Annotated in this window: 1 protein-coding gene and 1 pseudogene; both read left to right on the top strand. The window is 56.9% G+C overall.

All coding sequences use genetic code 11. The annotated features are described in order from the left end of the window. Positions 1-151: 151 nt before the first annotated feature. The gene (locus tag P0D89_RS53070) at positions 152-1,171 is read left to right on the top strand and encodes a transglutaminase-like domain-containing protein (RefSeq protein ID WP_408371227.1); all 1,020 of its coding nucleotides are present in this window, start codon (positions 152-154) and stop codon (positions 1,169-1,171) included. A 17-nt stretch (positions 1,172-1,188) separates the two neighbouring features. After that, positions 1,189-1,311: pseudogene (locus P0D89_RS53065) on the top strand (IS6 family transposase); the annotation flags it as partial.

Genomic DNA, 1,311 nt, shown 5'->3' with positions numbered 1-1,311 from the left:
CGGTCCGATTACGATCGAGGCTGCGCAGAGCATCGTCGGGTTGTGCTGGAAGGACGGCCGATACTACGTCGCCGACGTGACGGGCAGCCTGCTCGTTGTCGAGAATAACGAGCTGATACGGACGGTTCGCATTGGAAACGGCATCAACGACATGACGCTGCACGGCGATCGGCTCCTGATACTTCGCGGCGTCAGCCGTGCTGTGCATATCGTTGATCTTGATGGAACACATGTCGCGTCGGTTACGGTACCGCATGACGGCGCGGTGGGCATAGCCGCTGTCAGGACGTCCAATGCGAAAGAGCCGAGCGTCTATGTATATTACAACCAGTGCAATTGGGACGTGTTTGACGATGCGGGCTCGGAGCTGACGTCAAACGGGAGCGCCAACATCAAGCTCAGAAACGACGCCCGCGATGGATTCGTCGAGCGGCTCGACTATCAGCTCACGGATCTCGGTGGGGGAAACAATTTTTGCCTGTCGGCAGGCTATGAAATCGAGTTCATCTATGCCGAAATGCTCAAGCCTATTGGCGATATTCTCGACGAGCTGGAAGGCATCAAGCTGTGCATCAGACTGTCGACACCGGTCGACACGCCGAGGCAAAAAGTCAAATCGCTCGAGACGATCGGCGATATCCCCGCGGCCGTCACAGAGGACGAGGACGGTAACGCGATTGTCGAGTTTGACCTGACCGGGATAAGGCTGGACAAGGAGTGTCGAGTTTTTGGCTACCACGCTATCCTCGAGGTTTACGGTATCCGGTACAAGCTGAACGGCGCGAGTACCAACGACTATCCTGTCGATATCAGGCGGCGTTTTCTGAAAGAAGAGGCACGCTATGACATAGGCAGGCAGGAATTGAAGGATATTGCGGAGCGCCTGCTTGCATGCATTCCCACGCAAGAGCGCGGCAATGTGATCAGGATTGCCAAAGCCGTGCGCGAATATGTCTATAGCCGGCTCGGGTACCGCTACGGCAGCAGATGTGCGAGCCCCGTCGAGACGTTGCGGCTCGGCGAGGGAACCTGCGGCAAGTACATGGAGCTGATGATCGGGCTGCTGAGGCTTTGCGGTGTCGCTTGCCGACCCGTCGGCGACTTCAAGGTACCCGAGTACAAGCGGTTCTGTCGCAATAACGATGTCGCGGTAAAGTTTGGGCTGCACTAACTTTGCTTCGGCGCACGATGAAGAAGATCGCGAGACCACGAACGGCCCTTGCTGCAGGCATTGCCAAGGTTTTGAAGCGGCTCCATTATCCGCTGGATGTGATGCTGCTGTGCGTGCGATGGTATGTGGCCTATTCGCTC

Origin of the sequence: Paraburkholderia sp. RL18-085-BIA-A (assembly GCF_046027075.1) — a bacterium.
GTDB lineage: Bacteria > Pseudomonadota > Gammaproteobacteria > Burkholderiales > Burkholderiaceae > Paraburkholderia.
This window is presented reverse-complemented; position numbering and strand designations above follow the sequence as displayed.